Raw genomic sequence first — 17,273 nt, 5'->3', positions numbered from 1 at the left:
GTGTCCAGCATGGCGGCCACCGGCAGGCCCAGCTCCGCCCGCAGGGCCTTCAGGGCGTCCAGACGACCCTTGTGCTCCGCGTGGCTGCCGTGGGAGAAATTGAACCGGGCCACGTTCATGCCGGCCTCCAGCATCTGCCGCAGGACGCCCTCCCTGTCCGTGGCCGGACCGAGGGTGCACACGATCTTTGTCTTTCTCATAAATAAAAATCCACCTTTCGGTCAAAAGGGATACACACTGTAAGACAGTTTATCACAAAGCCGCAGCGCAAAAAAGTGGAAAAGTGTTCAATAAACAAGAGGGATCCGCCAAAAGGCCCGCCAGCGCGGGAAGGCTCACATCCCCAGCTTTTCCCGCAGGGCGGCGATCATCTCTTGATATTCGCCCTCGGAGAGCAGCACCGGCTCCGGATTCGTGATGGCAAAGGAACCGCCGAACTCGAATCCGCCCTCGTATTTGGGTACGATATGGAAGTGCAGGTGGGGATTCGTATCGCCGAAGGAGCCCAGGTTGATCTTGTCGCAGCCCCACAGTTCCTTCACTGCACCGGAGGCCCGGGCCAGATCCCGGGCGAAGGCGGCCAGCTCCTCCGGCCCGCACTCGCACAGCTCCTTCCGGTGGTTCTTCAGCGCCAGGGCGCAGCGGCCCTTGTGGGCCTGATCCTTGAAGAGATAGAGCACACCGGCCTCCATCTCGCCGACCTTGTACATGATGGCCTCCCGGCCCTCGTGATGTTCATCGCAGTAAAAGCATCCCATGGCTAGATCTCCTTTTGTCAGAATACGGAGGAAATTTTCCCCTTATTACCATACAACCCAAAACCGCCGCCGTCAAGCATCAGTTCAGGATTGCGCCGGGGCAGAGGTTCTGGTATCATCAGGGTATCAAGAACGAAGACGGAGGAGGAATCGACATGAAACTCGGCTTGGTGACGGACAGCCTGGCAGACCGCTCCCTGGCAGAGGCAGCGGCCGTCTGCCGGGGACTGGGGCTGGAGCAGGTGGAGCTGGGCTGCGGCAACTGGTCCCCGGCGCCCCATGTGGACCTGAAAGGGCTGACGGCGGACGCCGGTGCCCGGCACCGGCTGCTGGATACTCTGGGGGAAAACGGCCTCACGATCTCCGCCCTGAACTGCTCCGGCAACCCCCTGTTCCCCGGGGAGAAGGGAGCCGGAGACAGGGCGGTGGCGGAGGGCACGTTCCTCCTGGCGGAGCAGCTGGGGGTGGAGACCGTGGTGATGATGAGCGGCCTGCCCGGCGGCTGCCCGGAGGACCGCACTCCCACCTGGATCGTCACGTCCTGGCCGCCGGAGACGGAGGAAATCCTCCGCTACCAGTGGAAGGCGGCCGTCCCGGTGTGGAAGGCGCTGGCCGCCCGGGCCCGGGACCACGGGGTGAAGCGCATCGCCCTGGAGTTCCATGGCTGGCAGCTGGTGTACAATGTGGAGACGCTCCGCCGCCTGCGGAGTGAGGTGGGAGACGACATTCTGGGGGTGAATCTGGACCCCAGCCATCTCTTCTGGATGGGGGCGGACCCCGTGGAGGTGGCCCGCGCCCTGGCGGACTGCATCTACCATGTCCACATCAAGGACGTGCGCCTGGAGCCGGCTGCCGGGCAGAACACCCTGCTGGACACCAAGGGCGTGCTGGAGTTCGCCAGCCGCTCCTGGAACTTCGTCACCCCCGGCACAGGCCACGACGCCGCCTGGTGGCGCCGCTTTCTGGAGACGCTGCAGGACTGCGGCTACGACGGCGCCCTCAGCATCGAACAGGAGGATTACACCATCCCGCTGGAGGAGGCCCTGCAGAAGGCCGTGTCCCTGCTGCGGCAGGCGCTGCCCGCCTGAAATACGCAAAGCCCCGCCTCACGAACGAGGCGGGGCTTTTTTCAGAACAGGATCACCGCAGGAAATTCCAGTACAGGGTAATGGCCGCCGCCAGCAGGAGCTGCACGGCCAGGATCACCGGCACGCCCACCCGAAAGACCCGGTGGAGCGTCTTGTGGCGGAAGAGGTACATCCCCAGCAGGGCACCCACGCTGCCGCCCACCACGGCCAGAAGCAACAGATTTTTCTCCGGCACCCGCTGGCGGAACCGGGGGTGTTTGGCCAGGAGCTTGTCTACGCCGAAGATCAAAAAGGTCACAGTGTTGATGAGCACCAGCCAGGCGGCCAGCAGCCCCAGGGGAGAGCCGATGAAGGCAACGATACGGTCATTGTGCTCTGTGGGCAGATAGAGCGTCTTTTCTTCCATAACGGCCGCCTCCTGAAACAGCACTGGACTGGCCGGGAGTTCCCAGCCAGTCCAGTGTAGCAGAAGTTTCAGTTTTTGGCAAGCTTGCTGAGTTCCACAGCAGTGGCTGCCGCCAGCTTGGCGTTGTTGTACACCAGCTGGATATTGGAGGCCAGGGAGTCGCCGCCGGTCAGATCCTTGATCTTGGCCAGCAGGAAGGGCGTGGTCTCCTTGCCGTGGATACCCTGAGCCTTGGCCTCCTCCACGGCCTCGTCGATGGCCTTGTTGATGACGTCCGCGTCCATGGAGTACTCCTCCGGGATGGGGTTGGTCACCAGCATGCCGCCGCCCAGGCCCATATCCTGCTTGACATAAAAGGCTTTGGCCAGCTCCGCCGGGGTGTCGATCTCATAGTCCACGGCAAAGCCGCTCTTCCGGGTGTAGAAGGCGGGCAGCTCGCGGGTGCCGTAGCCGATGACGGGCACGCCGTGGGTCTCCAGGTACTCCAGGGTCAGCCCCAGGTCCAGAATGGACTTGGCGCCGGCACAGACCACCATCACGGGGGTGTGGGCCAGCTCCTCCAGATCGGCGGAGATGTCCATGGTGGTCTCAGCCCCCCGGTGCACGCCGCCGATGCCGCCGGTGGCGAACACGGAGATCCCGGCCATGTGGGCGATAATCATGGTAGTGGTGACAGTGGTGGCGCCGTCCCTGCCCTCCGCCACCAGCACGGGCAGATCCCGACGGCTGGCCTTGGCCACGGCAGGGCCGGTCTTGCCCAGGTAGTCGATCTCCTCGGGAGAGAGGCCGGCCTTCAGCCGCCCGCCGATGACGGCGATGGTGGCAGGGGTGGCGCCGTGTTCCCGGATGATCTTCTCCACGTTCAGGGCCGTCTCCACATTCTGGGGATAGGGCATGCCGTGGGAGATGATGGTGGATTCCAGTGCCACCACGGGACGACCCTCGTCCAGGGCCTTCTGCACTTCAGGGGCGATGTCGAGATACTTGTTCAGAGCCATGATAAAAACCTCCAGATTTGAATTTTGGTTATTCGATGGGGAATAGGGGGTCAGGAATTGGAAATGGGGGACCGGGAACTTTAAAGCCCAGCCCGCAGCTTCAGCGCTTCCGCGCTCATGGCGGGGTTGATGGTCTCCGCCCCCTCCATGGCGATGGCGGAGGCTGCCAGACCCGCCTTGGCGGTGCCCGTCAGATCCGTGCCCGCAAGATAGGCCCAGGTGATGGCTGCCATGAAGGCATCCCCGCAGCCGGTGGTGTTCACCATCTCCGCCGGCAGGACGGGCAGGTGCACCCGCTCCCCGGAACGGTCGGCGGCGAACACGCCGTCTCCGCCTAGAGAGATGAATACCCGGTGAAGACCGGTGGCCAGCAGGGCGTCCGCGGCGGCGCGCAGGCTGGCCTCATCGGTGATGGCCACGCCGGAGAGCAGCTCCGCCTCGATGCGGTTGGGCTTGAGGGTGTGGAGCCTGCCCAGCACCGGCTGCAGCTTCACCGCCTTGGCGGTGGAGACCGGGTCGGCAAAGATAGGCACCGGGCAGTTCTCTGCCAGATAGGCGATGCTCTCCGCGGGAATATTGGTGTCGATCACCAGCACCTGGCTGCCGGACAGCAGCTTCTGCCGCTGAGAGAGCAGCTGGGGTGTCAGATGGCGGTAGATGTCCATGTCACTGACCGCCAGCAGCATGTCGCCCTTCTCGTCGTTGATGAAGAGATAAGTGGAGGTGTGCCCCTCCGGGATCACCGGGGATTGGGAGATGTCGATGCCCAGTTCCCCGCAGCTGGCGGCGATCTTCTGGGCGTACAGGTCGTCGCCGAAGGCGGTGACCATCCGCACGTCCAGGCCCAGAAGGCTCATGTTGTGGGCGATGTTCCGGCCCACGCCGCCCAGACTCATCCGCACCGCGCCGGGGTTGGAGTCCCGGTCCACCGGCACCTCCGACGGCCAGCCGCCGATGTCCATGTTGACGCCGCCCACCACCGTGACATAGGGCGCTGTATGGACGATGTAGCCTTTGCCGGTGATGTAGCCCTTCTTCATCAGGTTGGAGATGTGCACCGCCACGGAGGACCGGGTGATGCCGGCCTTCTCCGCCAGCTCCTGCTGGGAGATGAGAGGGTTTTCTTCGATCCAGTTCAGAATCTGCCGTTCCCGCTGGGTCATGGCGCCGCCTCCTTGTAAGCAAAAATTAAGATATATAATCTAATGCTTAGTTTATCTGCTTTTTTGAAAAAGTCAAGACCCAATTTTTAGCCGTCTGCCGTCTGTGGGACGGGGATGCCCGCTTCGCCTGCCGCAGGTACCGGACAGAGAGGTGCTGATGGGGCGGGAGCTTCATGTTCTCCCAGCGGAATAAAAATCGCGCCGGAAGTGGAACCAAACCGCCGCCTTTGCCGACTATACAGGCAGAGGAGGCGATGCTTCATGAAAAAATGGTGCCTGTTTTTGAGCCTGTATTTCTGTATCTGTCTGCTGGCAGCCTGCGCCGGAGGGGACGTCTCCGCCGGTGCGGGGGCCGATTCCGGCGGCACACCCGCGGAGGAGACCCGGACCGGAGGAGAGACGACGGAGCCCGGCCGGGTGACGGAGACCTTCCGGCTGGTGACTGTGGGGGACGGCGATGATCCGGCTTCTGTGCTGGCCGGGACGGACGGCGGGGCCGGAGCTGTGTACACCCTGGACCTCTTCAGTGTGGAAGACCTGACTATCGAGGGATACACCCAGGAGGAGATGGACCTGCTGGACTGGTCTCCCATGCCTGGCGCTCTGGTGGAGGTCACCTGGGACGGCTCCGTCATGGAGTCCTACCCCATGCGGTTCGGCACGGTGGCCTCCGTTCGCATCCTGGAGGACGGCTTTGACGATCTGTGCCGGCTGTACCTGGACGTGCTGAACGATCTCTGGGAGGTGGACCCCAGCCTGAATGATGGCATCACGGAGCTGGGGGTGGACCTGTCCGGGACCTCCCTGCCGGAAAGCGAACAGGCCGCGGTGGCCTATGCCTTCGGCTCCGCCCACGGGCTGATGGCTATGGAGGGCACCTATCAGGACTTCGTGGACAGCGGGTATATCGACGGGGAAGCACTGTTCTGGAAGGACGGCTGCCTGTTCTCCGTCAAAGAGACCCAGGATGAAAACCCGGTGACCTTTAATCTGCCCAGTTTCGGTCCTGGGGACGAGATGCCGGACTACAGTGGCGTCCGCTTTGACGCGGAGAAGTGGCGCAGCGGCCTGGGGGCCTATTTCTTCACAGACTGCACCGCTGTCCGAAATGGCGGCGGCCAGTGGGGCGATTACACCGTGGGGGCGGAGGCGATCGCCTGAAAACCGGGAAAACGCCCGTTCCCTCTTGTAAAACTATTTGAAATGGAGTACAATATCCATGATTATGCAGCCATTTCCAGCAAAAACAAGAAAACGGGTGAAGTTTATGAGCTATACGAAAATCGCGGCCATCTACGCCGACAGCGAGGCGCTCTCCGGCCAGACGGTCACCGTGGGCGGCTGGGTCCGCACCATCCGGGACATGAAGACCTTCGGCTTCATCGAGCTGAACGACGGGTCCTGCTTCAAGAATCTCCAGGTGGTCATGGAGGCCGGGACGCTGGAGAACTATAAGGATATCGCCGCCCAGAACGTGGGCGCCGCCCTGATCGTCACCGGCACCGTCGTCCTGACGCCGGAGGCCAAGCAGCCCCTGGAGCTGAAGGCCGCCTCCATCGAGGTGGAGGGCACCTCCACCTCCGACTACCCCCTGCAGAAAAAGCGCCACAGCGTGGAGTTTCTGCGTACCATCCAGCACCTGCGGCCCCGGACGAACCTGTTTTCCGCCGTGTTCCGGGTGCGGAGCGTGGCGGCCTACGCCATTCATCAGTTCTTCCAGGAGCGGGGCTTCGTCTACGTCCACACCCCCATCATCACTGCCAGCGACTGTGAGGGCGCCGGCGAGATGTTCCGGGTCACCACGCTGGACCCCAAAAATCCGCCCATGACCGAGGATGGGGAGGTGGACTTCTCCCAGGACTTCTTCGGTAAACCTGCGAACCTCACCGTCTCCGGCCAGTTGAACGCGGAGAACTTCGCCATGGCCTTCGGGGACGTATATACCTTCGGCCCCACCTTCCGGGCGGAGAACTCCAACACCCAGCGCCACGCCGCCGAGTTCTGGATGATCGAGCCGGAAATGGCCTTCACAGACCTGAAGGGCGATATGGATGTGGCGGAGGCCATGATCAAGTTCGTCATCCGTCAGGTGATGGAAAAGTGCCCTCAGGAGCTGGCCTTTTTCAACAGCTTCGTGGACAAGGGCCTGCTGGAGCGGCTGGAGCACGTGGCCTCCTCTGACTTCGGCCGGGTGACCTATACCGAGGCAGTGGCGATTCTGGAGCAGCACAACGACCTGTTTGACTACAAGGTCTCCTGGGGCTGCGACCTGCAGACGGAACACGAGCGGTATCTCACCGAGCAGGTGTACAAGAAGCCGGTGTTCGTCACGGATTATCCCAAGGAGATCAAGGCGTTCTACATGCGCCTCAACGACGATGGGAAAACCGTGGCCGCGGCGGACTGCCTGGTACCCGGCATCGGCGAGATCATCGGCGGCAGCCAGCGCGAGGAGCGGCTGGAAATCCTGGAAAGCCGCATCCGGGAGCTGGGCATGAACCCCAAGGACTACTGGTGGTACTGCGACCTGCGGCGCTACGGCTCCTGCAAGCACGCGGGCTTCGGCCTGGGCTTTGAACGGCTGGTGATGTACCTCACCGGCGTCAGCAACATCCGGGACGTCCTGCCCCACCCGAGAACGGTCGGCAGTGCGGACTTTTAAAAAATAAAATCGACTCCGGCGCCCTGTCCATCTGCTTGGACAGGGCGCCGTTTTTTGCGGTTGTGGGGACGGAGGGTGGTACCCTTCTGCGCATTGCCGGCGGTCCGCCGCAACAGTTTTTCTTGAGGAGAGGCGGGGCCCTAGTGTATAGTTAGGAAAAACTCAAAAGGAGGAAAAAAATGGAAAGCGATACAATGGAACTTCTGCGCCTGATGCTGGCGCATCTGCGGCCCAGGCTTCAGGGACGGGACGAAGAGTGGCAGGCGCTGGAGCGGAAGCAGCAAGAACTGATGGCCAGCTTCCGGGAAACCCACGGCGGGGACGTGCCGCTGCTGGAGGAGGTCCTGGAGATGGAGGACGCCTGGGCTGGCGCGGGAGAACGGGCCTGCGCCGCCCACTTCTTTCTGGGGCTGCAAATGGGCCTGGACCTGGGGAAGTTGAACTATCTGCGGGAGGAATCGGCGCTGCCCCGGAGTGCGCGTGAAAGAGAGCGCCCGGACCACGTGGCCCGGGCGCTCTCTTTCAGTTAGATGAAGAATTGTGCCGGATCAGGCCAGCACCCGCACGCAGCGGTCGATGAGGGTCATGTGGACCGCTTCGCCCTCTGCGAAGCGCTTGGACAGCTGGGGGTTGTAGACCTCCACGATGATGGGCTGGTCGCCCAGCATGACCTCGTACTCCACTTTGGCACCGTAGTAAGTGGCCCGGGAGACACGGCCGGACAGGGGGCCCTCTTCCTCAGAGAGGAGAATAGACTCCGGACGAACCGCCAGGCAGCAGGGGCCGTCCTTCTGGACGCCCTCCATCTTGCCGGGGGCGGGGATGGGGAAGGTGTGGCCGCCCACTTCCACCAGGGCGTTCTCGCCGTCCATGCCGCGGAAGGTGCCGTCGATGAAGTTGGCCTTGCCGATGAAGTTGGCCACGAACCGGCTGTTGGGCTGCTCATAGATCTCTGTGGGCGTGCCCTGCTGGCAGATGACGCCGTCCTTCATGATGACCACCCGGTCGGAGATGGCCATGGCCTCGGACTGGTCATGGGTGACATAAAGGGAGGTGATGCCCAGCCGTTTCTGAAGGGCCCGGAGCTCGTCCCGCATGCTCTCCCGCAGCTTGGCGTCCAAGTTGGACAGGGGCTCGTCAAACAACAGCACGCTGGGCTCAATGACCACGGCGCGGGCCAGGGCCACCCGCTGCTGCTGTCCGCCGGAGAGCTGGTTGGGGAACCGGCGCTCCATACCGGTCAGCTGCATCAGCTCCATGACGGCGTTGGTGCGGCGGACCACCTCATCCTGGGAGACCTTGGCCACTTTCAGACCGTAGGCCACGTTCTCCCAGATGTTCAGATGGGGGAACAGAGCGTAGCTCTGGAACACCATGGAGATGCCCCGCTTGTTGGGGGGGATCTTGGCAACATCCCGCTCACCGATAAACACGCTGCCGCTGGTGGGGTACTCAAAGCCGGAGATCATCCGCAGCGTGGTGGTTTTGCCGCAGCCGGAAGGGCCCAGCAGCGTCACCATCTCGCCGTCCTGGATGTTCAGGTTGATGTGGTCCACAGCCACGAAATCCTTGCCGGTATCCGGCTGCTGGAAGATCTTGGTGATCTCTTTTAAAACCACGCCGGAGCTCTTTTTGCCCAGCGCCGACTTTTCCATCTGCTTGCTCATTTTGTTTCCTCCGTTTTCTCGTGAATGCCTGCGCCCTTGGGCACCCTGGAGCGGGGGGCCAGCAGCAGGTTGATCAATCCGTTGAAAATGCCGATAAACACCAGCAGGATTACGACCATCATGGTGACGAAGGCCGCAGCCTGGCTGTATTTTGCCTGGTCAAAGAGCGTGTAGATCTTGCTGGTGACCAGATCCCAGCGGGGAGAGACCAGGAAGATGATGGCGCTGACGGCAGTGATGGCCTTCACGAAGGAGTACACCAGGCCGGAGAAGAAGGCGTTGCGCAGCATAGGCAGGGAGATCCGGCGGAAGGAGTAGCCGCTGCCGGCACCCAGAATGGTGGAGGCCTCTTCAATGGAGTTGTCGATCTGCAGCAGCGTGGTGGTGCCGGACTCAATCGCCACCGGCATATTCCGGAACACGAACACGATCACCAGGATGGCAGCGGTGCCGGTGAGCACCAGGAAGCCGGTGTTGAAGGCCAGGATGTAGGCGATGCCCAGCACAGTGCCGGGGACGGCGAACATCAGAACAGAGGACACCTCGATAAACCGTTTGCCGTAGTAGTCCCGCTTGGCGGTGATGTAGGCGATGACCATGCCCAGCAGGCCGCCGATCAGCGCTCCGATCAGACCCAGGATAATGGAGTTCCGCAGGCTGTCCCAGCCCTGCTGCAAGGCGCGGGTGTACTGGTCCAGGGTGAGGGTGTAGTCGTAGCCCCAGGTCTTGACGAAGGAACCAAAGACCACTGTGCCGTAGAACAGGATGATGACCGCGGCCACCACCAGGCAGACAGCGAACAGGGGCCATTTGATATGGGGCTCATCGATGAGCTTGCGGGCCTGGGTGGGCTTGCCCGTGACGGTGACGAAACTCTTTTTGTTGACCCAGTATTTGTTCAGCAGATAGGCCAGCATGGTAGGCACCAGCATCAAAAGCGCCAGCACGGAGCCCTTCTGCATGTCATAGCTGCCGGTGATGGTTTGATAGACTTCCACAGATAAGGTGGTGAAATCGCCGCCGATGGTGGCGGGATTGGAGAAGTCCTCCAGAGACTGGATGAACACCAGCAGGCAGCCGGAGATGATGCCCGGCAGGGACAGCGGAAAGGTGACCGTCCAGAAGGTGTGCCACCGGCTGGCGCCCATGTTGCAGGCGGCGTCCTCCACCGATGCGTCGATGGAGGAGAGGATGCCGGAGAGGGTCATATAGGCGATGGGGAAGAAACTCAGCACCTGCACCACGATCAGGCTGCCCATGCCGTAGACGTCGTTGTCCGTGATCTTCAGCAGCCCGTTGGTAATCAGCCCCTGCCGCCCGAACAGAAAGATGATGGACAGGCACAGAATGAAGGGCGGGGACAGGATGGGCAGGGTGGCGATGGTCTTCAGAAAGCCCTTGCAGGGGACGTTTGTGCGGGTGATGGTATAGGCGAAGATGTAGCCGATGAAGGTGGCGATCACTGCCACGATCACTCCCAGCACCATGGTGCGGCCGAACGTCTTTAAATACCGGGAGGTGGAAAAGATCTCCGCCGCGGTAGCCAGGGAGAAAGTCCCGGACGCATCGGTCAGGCTGAAGAGCAGAATCTTCACCAGGGGATAGATGACGAATAAAAGCAGGAGCACGATGACCGTAAGGATCGAAATCAGCATGATGGGCTGACGCATGATCATCTTGGATTCGTTCCGCCTTTTCAGGCGGGCGGCGCTTTTGCCGCCCGAACCAGCAGCGTTTGCCATTTGGGTTCCTCCTGTTGATTTTCAAGCGTTTGGCAAGAGGACTTCCTCCCCGCCGGGGAGGAAGTCCTGCAGGCATAGAGAGAATCTTCCGGAATTACTCCAGATTTTCAGAGCTGGCGATGTTCGCCTCGAACTGCGCGACGAACTCGTCCTTGTGCTCGGCAGCCCAGACGGCATCATAGTCGATGACGGCCACGGAGTCCAGCGTCACCAGACCCTCGGCCGGAGTGGCCTGGGAGTTGGTGGGCACCCGGAAGGAATTGTTCTCGGCATACAGGTTCTGACCCTCTGCAGAGCACATGAAGTCGATGAACTTCTTGGCGTTTTCCTGCTCGTCAGCGGGACCGCCCTTGATCAGGGCCATGGCACCCACCTCATAGCCGGTGCCGTCGGTGGGGAAGGACAGCTCGATGGGATAGCCCTCGGTGGTGGGCTGCAGACCGTCGTGAGAGAAGGTCAGGGCAATGGCCGCCTCGCCCAGGGCCACGCCGTTGGGAGCGGCGGAACCGGACTTGGTGTACTGGGACATGTTCTTGTCCAGCTCCTTCAGGTAATCCCACACGGCATCCTCACCCTTCAGCTGGATCAGCGTGGCCAGAACGGTGTAGGCGGTGCCGGAGGTGGCGGGGTGGGCCATAATGATCATATCCTGATACTTGGGATCCAGCAGGTCATCCCAGCTGGTGGGATAATCATACCCTTTGTCCGCGAACCAGTCCTTGTTGCAGGCGAAGGCGATGGCGCCCACATAGATGGGGTTCCACACGCCGTCGGGGTCCAGATAGTTCTCCGGGGTGTTGGACAGCTCGGGGGACTGATAGGCCTCCAGCAGGCCCTGGTTGGAGGCGGCGATGTAGTTGTCGGTGGAGCCGCCGAACATCAGGGAGGCCTGGGGATTGTCCTTCTCAGCAGCCACACGGGTCAGCATCTCACCGGCGGAGAGCCGCAGAGCGTTGACCTTGATGCCGGTGGCCTCCTCAAACGCGTTGAAGTAGTAGGCCACCTCGGCCTCGGGGAATGCCGTGTAGACGGTCAGCTCGTTGCTGCCGCTGGACTCCCCGCCGTCCCCTTCGGAGGAGGTGTCACTGTTGCCGCCGCCGCAGGCGGTGAGCATTCCCAGCGTCATGGCCAGGGTAAGGAGCAGCGCGAATAGACGTTTGCTCTGTTTCATAAGAGTGTCTCCTTTTCACCAATTTTAGGTTCCGGATCCTCCGGGATTTTAGGGATATTGTAGCATCTCCGGAAAAGAGTGTCAATAATTGGTAACGTTTGCACACAGGAAGAACCCCATAAGGCAAAGACAAAAATAGAAAAAATGTATTTACATAAGAGACAAAAATGGTGGCGGCGCTGGCTTTTTCCGGAAGTTTTGTTAAAAAGCGGAAGGGGAAATTGGTGAAACTATAAAATTTATGACAGCGCTTACTTTCAAACACGTGCCCTTCAAAACCGTTTCGTATCCCCGGGACCCGGCTGGACTGAAATTGCCCAAATTTTTCTCCAGGCTTTAGGCAATCAGCCGAAGATTTCCGCCAGAGTGTGGAAGATATTGACTTCTCTTCCGGCTTGTGATAAACATAAAAGAAACAATTTGGGCGCTTTGGGTTCGTCGAAATTTGTCAAGAATGCTGAGAATGGCGCCGTTCAAACAGCTTTATTTAACCATGCAACCGTTTCCGGGAATATGCGGCAACATCTGCCGCAGAGGTGACCTGCCGAAAGAGAGGGGAGAGTTGGCGGAGCCATTCCTCCCCTTTTTATTGTTTGACTGCCCGGCGCGGGGCGGAGAGAGGAGTGTGCACAGAATGATGGAAGGACTGGCATACCTGCGGGAGATGAACGTGGCCTCCGTCCTGCTGCGCCTGACTGTGGCCATGCTCTTCGGGGGCTTCATCGGACTGGAGCGGGAGCGGAAGCGCCGGCCGGCAGGCTTCCGGACCTATATGCTGGTATGCTTGGGCGCGGCGCTGACCATGCTGCTCAGTCAGTATGAGAGCTATATGGTGACCCACGCCTGGCATGAGACCGCCATGGAGATCGGCCTGCGGACGGATGTGTCCCGCTTCGGCGCCCAGGTCATCAACGGCATCGGCTTTCTGGGTGCGGGCACCATCATCGTCACCGGCAAGCAGGAGGTGAAGGGACTGACCACGGCGGCGGGCCTTTGGGCGTCCGCCTGTATGGGTCTGGCCATCGGCGCGGGATTTTACGAGTGCGTACTTTTGGGCTTCCTGCTGATCCTGCTGACCAACCGGCTGCTGCCCTTCGTGGAGGATGCCATCATCGAAAGCGCCCGGAACATGAACATCTATGTGGAATTCCAGACGCTGGACAATCTGGGGGACATCATTGCCCGCATCAAGTCTCAGGGCGGACAGATTTATGAAGTGGATCTGGACCGGGGCCGGGAGGAGCGGTCCAAGAATCCCAGCGCGGTGTTCTCCATTCGGCTGCCCGGCAGGCACTACCACGTCCGGGTCCTGGCGGCGATCTCCGAGTTGGAGAGCGTCTACACCATTGATGAAATCTGAGGGAGGTGCGGAGATTGCTGCCGATTTTTGACGGTGTGCGGGATGTGACCGTGCTGTCCACCACGCTGCGGATGCTGCTGGCGGTGGTGTGCGGCGGTCTCATCGGGCTGGAGCGGGAGTACAAGCGCCGGCCGGCGGGGTTCCGCACCCATATCCTGATCTGCCTGGGGGCGGCCATGACGACCCTCACCAGCCAGTTCCTTTATTTGAACCTCCATTACTACACGGACATGGCCCGGCTGGGAGCCCAGGTGGTGGCGGGCATTGGCTTCATCGGCGCAGGCGCCATCATCGTCACCCGGCGCCGCCGGGTGAAGGGGCTCACTACGGCGGCGGGACTCTGGGCGGCGGCCATTGTGGGCCTGTGCCTGGGCGGCGGGTTCTACGAGGGCGGCATCTTCGCCACGGCGCTGATTCTGGCGGCGGAGATGTTCCTGTCCAAGCTGGAGTACCGGATGCTGGACAACGCCCCGGAGGTGAACCTCTATATGGAGTACAGTAACAAGACCTGCCTGGACAATGTGCTGCGGCTGTTCCGGGATTTGAACCTGAAGGTGCTGAACATGGAGATTACCCGCTCTACGGAGACGGAGACGCACAATGCCTGCGCCCTCTTTACCCTGCGGCTGAACAAGCGGTGCCGGGTGGAGCAGCTGATCCCCAAGATGAACGCCACGGAGGGCGTGGTGTCGGTAGAGGAGTTGTAACAGCGGCGCAAGCCGGAAGAATAGGAGAGAGACTATGAAAAAAACGTATGACGTACTGGTGATCGGCCCGGTGTCCCTGGATCACAACATCGACTATCAGGGCAACGAACGCAAGGAGGTGGGCGGCGCCGTGGTGGCCTCCGGCTTTGCGGCTGCCAAAAGCGGCAACCGCACCGCCGTGTTTACCAAGCTGAATCCCGCGGATGCGGATGTGGAGGAGCGGTTCGCCGGGTCCGGTGCGGATGTGTACTGGAAGCCGTCTCAGGCCACCTGCTCCATCCGCAACCAGTATTTCACCGCCGACAAAGAAAAGCGGGCCTGCACCTCCATGGGGGTGTGCGATCCCTTCCGGTTCGATGAGCTGCCGGATATCGAGACCAAGATCTATCACTTCGCCGGCCTGGTGTACGGCGACTTCGACGGTGCCCTCTTTGCCGAGGCAGCCAGGCACGGCAAGGTGGCGGTGGATGTCCAGTGCCTGCTGCGCCATGTGGAGGCGGACAGGACCATGGCCTTCCACGACTGGGCGGAAAAGAAGCAGTACCTGCCGGTGATCGACTACCTCAAGACCGACGCGGCGGAGGCGGAGATCCTGACGGGCCTCACCGATCGGGCGGAGGCCGCCAAGCTCCTGCACAGCTGGGGCGCCAAGGAGGTCCTCATCACCCACAACACCGAGGTGCTGGCCTACGACGGGGTGACCACCTACACCTGTCCCATCAAGGCACGGAACCTCTCCGGCCGGACCGGGCGGGGCGACACCACCTTTGCCGGCTATATCACGGAGCGCCAGCGGGCCGGGGTGGAGGAGGCCCTGCGGTACTGCACGGCCCTGGTCTCCCTGAAGATGGAGACGCCGGGCCCCTTCCAGGGCACCCGACAGGATGTGCTGGATTATATCCGGGAGTTTTATTGAGAAGGCACAGGAGCCGTCCGCAGACAGCGGACGGCTCCTGTACAAAAACTCCATTGACAATGGGTATTGTCCGTGATAAGGTAACAAGTGTCAATTACATAAAGGCAAACGAAGTCCCTAGAGAAACGGCGCAAGCCTGCCGAAGGAGTGAAACTCTCAGGTGTCCCGGCACGGGATGAGGACTAGGGATGGATGTGGCTCTGGAGAAGCTCAGATGAGTACCGAAGGTGCAAGGCGGGAAATCCCGCTGAATCTCTCAGGTAAAAGGACAGAGTAAAGGGCAGGCCCTTCCGCACAGCGGAGGGGGCCGGCGCTTTGTTGGGCTGGGCAGGGTCTGTCCGGCCCTTTTCGTTTGCGGACAAGGAGAGAGAAAACATGGACATGGATCTGTTGGCCGCAAAGGTCAGCGAACTGGCCGGCTTTGTGTGGAACGGCCTGCTGCTGTATCTGCTGGTGGGTACCGGCATCATCTTCACCATCCGCACCCGGTTCATCCAGGTGCGCAAATTCGGCGCCGGCTTCCGGCGGCTGTTCGGCAGCGTGAACCTCAACGGCGAGAAGGCCGGCAAGGAGGGCATGAGCTCCTTCCAGGCGGTGGCAACCTCTATCGCCGCCCAGGTGGGCACAGGCAACATCACCGGCTGCGCCACCGCCATGATCTCCGGCGGCCCCGGCGCCATCTTCTGGATGTGGCTGGCGGCCTTCTTCGGCATGGCCACCATCTACGGCGAGGCGGTGCTGGCCCAGACCTTCAAGACCAAGGACGAGACGGGGCACGTCATCGGCGGACCCGTCTACTACATCCGGCAGGCATTCAAGGGGACCTTCGGCAAGATCCTGGCGGGCTTCTTCGCGCTGGCTATCATCTTCGCCCTGGGCTTCACCGGCAACATGGTCCAGTCCAACGCCATCAGCAACGCCTTCCAGGAGGCGCTGGGCATCCCCACCTGGATCGTGGGCGTGGTGCTGGCGGTGGTGGCCGCCTTCATCTTCCTGGGCGGCGTCACCCGCATTGCCGCCGTCACGGAGAAGCTGGTGCCTGTCATGGCCTGCTTCTATCTGGTGGGCGGCCTCGTCATGCTGATTGCCAATATTACCAACCTGCCTCACGCCTTTGCCCTGATTTTTGAGGGTGCCTTCAACCCCCAGGCCATCCTGGGCGGCGCCGTGGGTATCGGCGTGCGGGAGGCCATGCGCTACGGCGTGGCCCGGGGCCTGTTCTCAAACGAGGCAGGCATGGGTTCTACCCCCCACGCCCACGCCATGGCCAAGGTGGAAAAGCCCCAGGACCAGGGCGTTGTGGCCATGGTCTGTGTGTTTATCGACACCTTTGTGGTCCTGACCATAACCGCCCTGGTGATGATTACCAGCGGCGCGCTGAACGTGGGCGACATGGCTGCCAATCCGGCGGCGGAGAACATGGCCCAGGTGGCGTTTTCCACGGTGTTCGGCAGCTTCGGCAATTTCTATGTGGCCATCTGCCTGCTGTTCTTTGCCTTCTCTACCATCATCGGCTGGTACTTCTTCGGCGAGCAGAACGTGAAGTATCTATTCGGTGTGAAGGCTGTCAAGGTCTACGCCTGCATTGCGGTGGTGTGCGTGGCCCTGGGGGCTGTGCTGGAGGCTCCCCTGGTCTGGAACCTCTCCGACCTGTTCAATGCGCTGATGGTGTTCCCCAACCTGCTGGCGCTGCTGGCCCTCAGCGGGCTGGTGGCCAAGGCGGCCAGGGGAGGGGACGCCCTGCGCAAATAAGCGCCCCGCCCAGAAAGAGACCCTCCGCCCGAAGTTCCGGGCGGAGGGTCTCTTCAAGCATCCCGGGCGGGGAGGGCCGGACCGCCCTGGCCGTAGGGGAGGGTGAAGACCGGGATGCCCTCCATGGCCGGGGCGATGGCGTACATGGGATAAAAAAGCGACAGACCCTCCGCCGTAAGATAGAAGTTCTGCGGGTTGAAATGGCGCCGCAGCAGCCGGCGGACGCCCTCATGGTACCGGGAGATCCCAGCCGTCTCCTGCCGCTGGATCTCCGCCTCCGCTGCCTCCATCAGCCGCCGCTTCCATCCGCTGCGGCGGGGAAAGAAGGCGGACAGAGGCACCGGATAGCCGGAGGTCAGATCCCAGGTATCCCCATGGCGCAGAAGCGTGGGGCGCCCTGAAAAGCCGCTCTCCCGGGACTGGGTATACAGGCTCCAGAGGCCGCCGTCGTTGTAGGTGACCTGATAGGTCAGCTCCGCCCGGAAGTGGGGCAGGGGCAGGCTGGCCGCCAGAGCAGCGCGGTATTCCTCCGCCGCCGCAGGCAGGAGGTACGTCTCACAATAGCGTAGGAAGGAACGGCACTGGAGCTGGTAATACCGCCGGATGCGGCGGGAGACTTTGTCCGCTGCTGGAACTGGTTCCGGCAGGGAGATGGAGGCGGAGAGCACAGGGATCTCCTCTACGGTCCATTCCCGCTCCGCGGTCATGGCCTCTGCGTGCAGCTGGGTGAGAGGTTCGTTCATAGGCGCCGCTCCTTCCGAAAAGATGCTGTTCTGCACCAGCCTATGCCCTGCCGCCGGGCGGGGTGACTGGACACGCTTTAAAGTGCAAGAAATTTTTTCTGTCCGGAGCCCTTTACTTTCACGCGGCAGAGTGTTAAAAT

General features: G+C 61.6%; 17 protein-coding genes and 1 riboswitch. Of the genes, 8 read left to right on the top strand and 9 right to left on the bottom strand.

Annotated features, from left to right (window positions below):
• Positions 1-200, bottom strand: a 200-nt coding sequence (locus QVE23_RS02100; protein WP_287967500.1) for a pyruvate kinase, incomplete at its 3' end; no start/stop codon positions are given.
• A 135-nt stretch (positions 201-335) separates the two neighbouring features.
• Positions 336-758: an HIT family protein gene (locus QVE23_RS02095; protein ID WP_021749052.1), complete on the bottom strand. Its 423-nt coding sequence runs from the start codon at positions 756-758 to the stop codon at positions 336-338.
• A 155-nt stretch (positions 759-913) separates the two neighbouring features.
• On the opposite strand from QVE23_RS02095, the gene QVE23_RS02090 reads away from it, so the two are divergent.
• Positions 914-1,846, top strand: coding sequence for a sugar phosphate isomerase/epimerase family protein (locus QVE23_RS02090; RefSeq protein ID WP_287967499.1), 933 nt, complete (start codon positions 914-916; stop codon positions 1,844-1,846).
• Between the two features lie 52 nt (positions 1,847-1,898).
• Here QVE23_RS02090 and QVE23_RS02085 read toward each other — a convergent pair whose 3' ends face one another.
• The 3 genes from QVE23_RS02085 to QVE23_RS02075 form a co-directional block, all read right to left on the bottom strand.
• Positions 1,899-2,252, bottom strand: coding sequence for a DUF1294 domain-containing protein (locus tag QVE23_RS02085; RefSeq protein WP_119310563.1), 354 nt, complete (start codon positions 2,250-2,252; stop codon positions 1,899-1,901).
• 68 nt (positions 2,253-2,320) lie between these two features.
• Positions 2,321-3,250 (bottom strand): pseudouridine-5'-phosphate glycosidase, encoded by a 930-nt coding sequence (locus tag QVE23_RS02080; protein ID WP_021749055.1) that lies wholly within the window; start codon positions 3,248-3,250, stop codon positions 2,321-2,323.
• 80 nt (positions 3,251-3,330) lie between these two features.
• On the bottom strand, positions 3,331-4,413 hold the full coding sequence (locus QVE23_RS02075; protein WP_021749056.1) for a PfkB family carbohydrate kinase: 1,083 nt from the start codon (positions 4,411-4,413) through the stop codon (positions 3,331-3,333).
• Positions 4,414-4,674: 261 nt separating this feature from the next.
• Here QVE23_RS02075 and QVE23_RS02070 point away from each other — a divergent pair, with 261 nt between their 5' ends.
• The 3 genes from QVE23_RS02070 (at position 4,675) to QVE23_RS02060 (ending at position 7,605) form a co-directional block, all read left to right on the top strand.
• A complete protein-coding gene (locus QVE23_RS02070; RefSeq protein WP_287225638.1) occupies positions 4,675-5,574 on the top strand; it encodes a hypothetical protein in 900 nt (299 codons plus the stop codon).
• 106 nt (positions 5,575-5,680) lie between these two features.
• On the top strand, positions 5,681-7,075 hold the full coding sequence (asnS, locus tag QVE23_RS02065) for an asparagine--tRNA ligase (RefSeq protein WP_036630172.1): 1,395 nt from the start codon (positions 5,681-5,683) through the stop codon (positions 7,073-7,075).
• Positions 7,076-7,254: 179 nt separating this feature from the next.
• Positions 7,255-7,605 carry a hypothetical protein gene (locus QVE23_RS02060; RefSeq protein WP_287967498.1) on the top strand — a complete coding sequence of 117 codons (351 nt, stop codon included), beginning with the start codon at positions 7,255-7,257 and terminating at the stop codon, positions 7,603-7,605.
• Positions 7,606-7,623: 18 nt separating this feature from the next.
• Here QVE23_RS02060 and QVE23_RS02055 read toward each other — a convergent pair whose 3' ends face one another.
• The 3 genes from QVE23_RS02055 to QVE23_RS02045 form a co-directional block, all read right to left on the bottom strand.
• Positions 7,624-8,742 (bottom strand): ABC transporter ATP-binding protein, encoded by a 1,119-nt coding sequence (locus QVE23_RS02055; RefSeq protein WP_021749061.1) that lies wholly within the window; start codon positions 8,740-8,742, stop codon positions 7,624-7,626.
• Positions 8,739-10,484, bottom strand: a complete 1,746-nt coding sequence (locus QVE23_RS02050; RefSeq protein ID WP_021749062.1) for an ABC transporter permease — start codon at positions 10,482-10,484, stop codon at positions 8,739-8,741. The genes QVE23_RS02055 and QVE23_RS02050 overlap by 4 nt, the downstream gene beginning before the upstream one ends.
• Before the next feature lie 94 nt (positions 10,485-10,578).
• On the bottom strand, positions 10,579-11,655 hold the full coding sequence (locus QVE23_RS02045) for an ABC transporter substrate-binding protein (protein ID WP_203005769.1): 1,077 nt from the start codon (positions 11,653-11,655) through the stop codon (positions 10,579-10,581).
• Between the two features lie 634 nt (positions 11,656-12,289).
• Here QVE23_RS02045 and QVE23_RS02040 point away from each other — a divergent pair.
• The 4 genes from QVE23_RS02040 (at position 12,290) to QVE23_RS02025 (ending at position 16,390) form a co-directional block, all read left to right on the top strand.
• The gene (locus tag QVE23_RS02040) at positions 12,290-13,015 is read left to right on the top strand and encodes an MgtC/SapB family protein (protein WP_025544438.1); all 726 of its coding nucleotides are present in this window, start codon (positions 12,290-12,292) and stop codon (positions 13,013-13,015) included.
• Between the two features lie 14 nt (positions 13,016-13,029).
• Positions 13,030-13,722 carry an MgtC/SapB family protein gene (locus QVE23_RS02035; RefSeq protein WP_021749067.1) on the top strand — a complete coding sequence of 231 codons (693 nt, stop codon included), beginning with the start codon at positions 13,030-13,032 and terminating at the stop codon, positions 13,720-13,722.
• Between the two features lie 34 nt (positions 13,723-13,756).
• The gene (locus QVE23_RS02030; RefSeq protein ID WP_021749068.1) at positions 13,757-14,638 is read left to right on the top strand and encodes a PfkB family carbohydrate kinase; all 882 of its coding nucleotides are present in this window, start codon (positions 13,757-13,759) and stop codon (positions 14,636-14,638) included.
• A gap of 190 nt (positions 14,639-14,828) precedes the next feature.
• Positions 14,829-14,920, top strand: a riboswitch (glycine riboswitch).
• 99 nt (positions 14,921-15,019) lie between these two features.
• Positions 15,020-16,390: an alanine/glycine:cation symporter family protein gene (locus QVE23_RS02025; RefSeq protein WP_036630181.1), complete on the top strand. Its 1,371-nt coding sequence runs from the start codon at positions 15,020-15,022 to the stop codon at positions 16,388-16,390.
• Positions 16,391-16,443: 53 nt separating this feature from the next.
• Here the strand turns inward: QVE23_RS02025 and QVE23_RS02020 are convergent, their stop codons facing one another.
• Positions 16,444-17,133, bottom strand: coding sequence for a DUF3298 and DUF4163 domain-containing protein (locus tag QVE23_RS02020; RefSeq protein ID WP_287967497.1), 690 nt, complete (start codon positions 17,131-17,133; stop codon positions 16,444-16,446).
• Between the last annotated feature and the right edge of the window lie 140 nt (positions 17,134-17,273).

The sequence above is a fragment of the Oscillibacter sp. KLE 1728 genome, from assembly GCF_934833455.1.
In the GTDB taxonomy this organism is placed as follows: domain Bacteria; phylum Bacillota; class Clostridia; order Oscillospirales; family Oscillospiraceae; genus Oscillibacter; species Oscillibacter welbionis.
Note: the sequence above shows the minus strand (reverse complement) of the source record. Positions and strands in the feature narration are given on the sequence as shown.

Coding starts and splice junctions, on each gene's coding strand:
- QVE23_RS02095 (WP_021749052.1), bottom strand. CDS start 758: ATGGGATGCTTTTACTGCGATGAACATCACGAGGGCCGGGAGGCCATC.
- QVE23_RS02090 (WP_287967499.1), top strand. CDS start 914: ATGAAACTCGGCTTGGTGACGGACAGCCTGGCAGACCGCTCCCTGGCA.
- QVE23_RS02085 (WP_119310563.1), bottom strand. CDS start 2,252: ATGGAAGAAAAGACGCTCTATCTGCCCACAGAGCACAATGACCGTATC.
- QVE23_RS02080 (WP_021749055.1), bottom strand. CDS start 3,250: ATGGCTCTGAACAAGTATCTCGACATCGCCCCTGAAGTGCAGAAGGCC.
- QVE23_RS02075 (WP_021749056.1), bottom strand. CDS start 4,413: ATGACCCAGCGGGAACGGCAGATTCTGAACTGGATCGAAGAAAACCCT.
- QVE23_RS02070 (WP_287225638.1), top strand. CDS start 4,675: ATGAAAAAATGGTGCCTGTTTTTGAGCCTGTATTTCTGTATCTGTCTG.
- asnS (WP_036630172.1), top strand. CDS start 5,681: ATGAGCTATACGAAAATCGCGGCCATCTACGCCGACAGCGAGGCGCTC.
- QVE23_RS02060 (WP_287967498.1), top strand. CDS start 7,255: ATGGAAAGCGATACAATGGAACTTCTGCGCCTGATGCTGGCGCATCTG.
- QVE23_RS02055 (WP_021749061.1), bottom strand. CDS start 8,742: ATGAGCAAGCAGATGGAAAAGTCGGCGCTGGGCAAAAAGAGCTCCGGC.
- QVE23_RS02050 (WP_021749062.1), bottom strand. CDS start 10,484: ATGGCAAACGCTGCTGGTTCGGGCGGCAAAAGCGCCGCCCGCCTGAAA.
- QVE23_RS02045 (WP_203005769.1), bottom strand. CDS start 11,655: ATGAAACAGAGCAAACGTCTATTCGCGCTGCTCCTTACCCTGGCCATG.
- QVE23_RS02040 (WP_025544438.1), top strand. CDS start 12,290: ATGATGGAAGGACTGGCATACCTGCGGGAGATGAACGTGGCCTCCGTC.
- QVE23_RS02030 (WP_021749068.1), top strand. CDS start 13,757: ATGAAAAAAACGTATGACGTACTGGTGATCGGCCCGGTGTCCCTGGAT.
- QVE23_RS02025 (WP_036630181.1), top strand. CDS start 15,020: ATGGATCTGTTGGCCGCAAAGGTCAGCGAACTGGCCGGCTTTGTGTGG.
- QVE23_RS02020 (WP_287967497.1), bottom strand. CDS start 17,133: ATGAACGAACCTCTCACCCAGCTGCACGCAGAGGCCATGACCGCGGAG.